Source organism: Candidatus Micrarchaeota archaeon, assembly GCA_028866575.1.
GTDB lineage: Archaea > Micrarchaeota > Micrarchaeia > Micrarchaeales > Micrarchaeaceae > UBA12276.
On the sequence record JAGWHU010000033.1, the window covers coordinates 1 to 2,022 of the forward strand.

The 2,022-nt window shown below is 51.7% G+C and carries 2 protein-coding genes; one reads left to right on the forward strand and one right to left on the reverse strand.

Annotated features, from left to right (window positions below):
- Window positions 1-532: hypothetical protein (locus tag KGI06_06225; GenBank protein MDE1871805.1), on the reverse strand; the 532-nt coding region annotated here is incomplete at its 3' end.
- 145 nt (window positions 533-677) lie between these two features.
- Between KGI06_06225 and KGI06_06230 the strand changes: the two genes are divergently transcribed.
- The gene (locus KGI06_06230) at window positions 678-1,862 is read left to right on the forward strand and encodes an IS256 family transposase (protein ID MDE1871806.1); all 1,185 of its coding nucleotides are present in this window, start codon (window positions 678-680) and stop codon (window positions 1,860-1,862) included.
- Window positions 1,863-2,022: the final 160 nt, after the last annotated feature.

Genomic DNA, 2,022 nt, shown 5'->3' on the forward strand with positions numbered 1-2,022 from the left:
CCCGACGGAATAGATAGGGGTAGCCGGAAATGACCGTCCTGAGCAGCTGGAAACATTTTTCGTCGGTTACCCGGCGAGTGATCAACCCAAGCAAAACGGCACGGTCGACGTGGTCGAAGAATTTGGTGATATCGGACCTCCAGACATAGCCGCTGCGGTGGCGGCGCAGCAGTTCCTGCGTACGCTCTATCGCGCCGACCAGACCCTTGCCTGCCCGGCAGGACCAGACGTCGAAGACGAAAGTCGGGTCATACAGAGGCACCAGATAATCGTACAGAAGCCGATGGACTACCCGATCGCGCACAGCGGCAACGGATATTTCCCTCCGCTTATTATCCGCTACAATAAAAGTACGGTACGGACTGGGGATATACCTTCCCGAAGCCAGTTCCCTAGCCAGGCTCCGTAGTTCTCCTTCCAGGCCGAACTCGAAACGCTCCAGATCGCGGGAACGCTTTTTCCCCTGCCTGAACCGGTACCAACTCCTCCACAGCAACCCTAACGAAATATCTATGCAAACCCTTTCCGTCATCAATCGAGGATACGACTTGTATAAAATGATAACGGACATCACCACCCGTCTGGAGAAGGGTAGTGTACCATTTCAGTGTGTAAGGCCATAGAAAAAGGGCAGGTACAATAGAGTTGTACTTACCCCTAACAAAAGGAGAATCTCTATGGCACCTACCCAGAGCCAGTCTAGCAAAATTAAACGACTCCCGGTATTTGAAGACGACCGGGAATTACAGAAGTTTTTAGAGATTAGTTTTACCGACTCGTTAAAGCAGATGATCCGGGTAACCGTCAAAACCATGGTAAAGGCGGAAATGGAAAGCTTCAGGGCTGAGTTTCACGAAAAGCTCTCCTTTAACGGGACCTACGGGAGAAACCTCACCTCTACCTGGGGACGGATCGACGACGTGCCGATTCCCCGGTTCCGGGAAAGCGTACCCGAACTTTCCCTCAAAGCAACCGGGGTATTTGACGAAGAAAAAGAAAAGTTTGAAGCATTAATTGCCCAAATGCACTTACTGGGAATCTCCCAGCGTAAAATTGCCGAGATTGCCAAAGTCTGCCTCAAAGCCCCGCTCTCCAAAACCCGGGTAGGAGCTATTCACAAAGAGCTGGCCGAGCAGGAAGAATTCCAGATAAACCGCCAGCCCTTGGATGACCAGTTTGAGTATCTCCTCATTGACGGGATCTGGGAGAAAACCAAAGGCTACGGCTGGGACGACAACCGGTCAGTTTTGCTGTGCGCCTTAGGAGTGCGACCAGACGGCAGCCGAAAGGTTGTCGGCTTTACCCTCGCTCGAAAAGAAGATACCACCAGTTGTCGGGAGCTTCTCGAGAATATCAAGGAGCGAGGCCTCAGGGGTAGAAACTTGAAACTGGCAATCTGTGATGACGCCCCCGGGATTAAGGCAGCGGTCGGAGAGATTTACCCCACGATCCCCATCCAGCTCTGTATTGTTCATAAGATTAGAAATGTACTAAGAGTGACCAGCTACCAACACAAACAAGCGGTAGCGGACGATCTCAAAGCCATCTTCGCCAGTCGAAGCAAGCAAGAGGCAACTGCCACCGCCAAAGCCGTGGTCAAGAAGTGGTTTACTTCCCAAGAGAAGGCAATGGCTAGCCTCCGGTTTAACCTGGAGTATTGCTTTACCTACTTTCAGTTTCCGGAAACGCAGTGGAGCTCACTTCGAACCACCAACGTCATGGAGCGGGAGTTTCGGGAAGTCAGACGCCGGATGAAGGGGTTTGACTCCACCTTCCAGAGTCAAGAGTCGGGTGAGCGCTACGCCAACACTATTCTCAGCTATCTTAACAACCATTATCCATTAACCGGCCATACACACTAAAACTGGACACTACCCGTTTTGCTGGGTGACCGACTTCGCTACACGCACATATCCTACCTCTTTTAGATAGACGGTTCCACCGTTCTCCCGCAGAGACAGGTCCTTAAGGTGCTGTCTGGCTCCAGACGGAGTGTAACATACTCGGTTACTCCTAATCTCG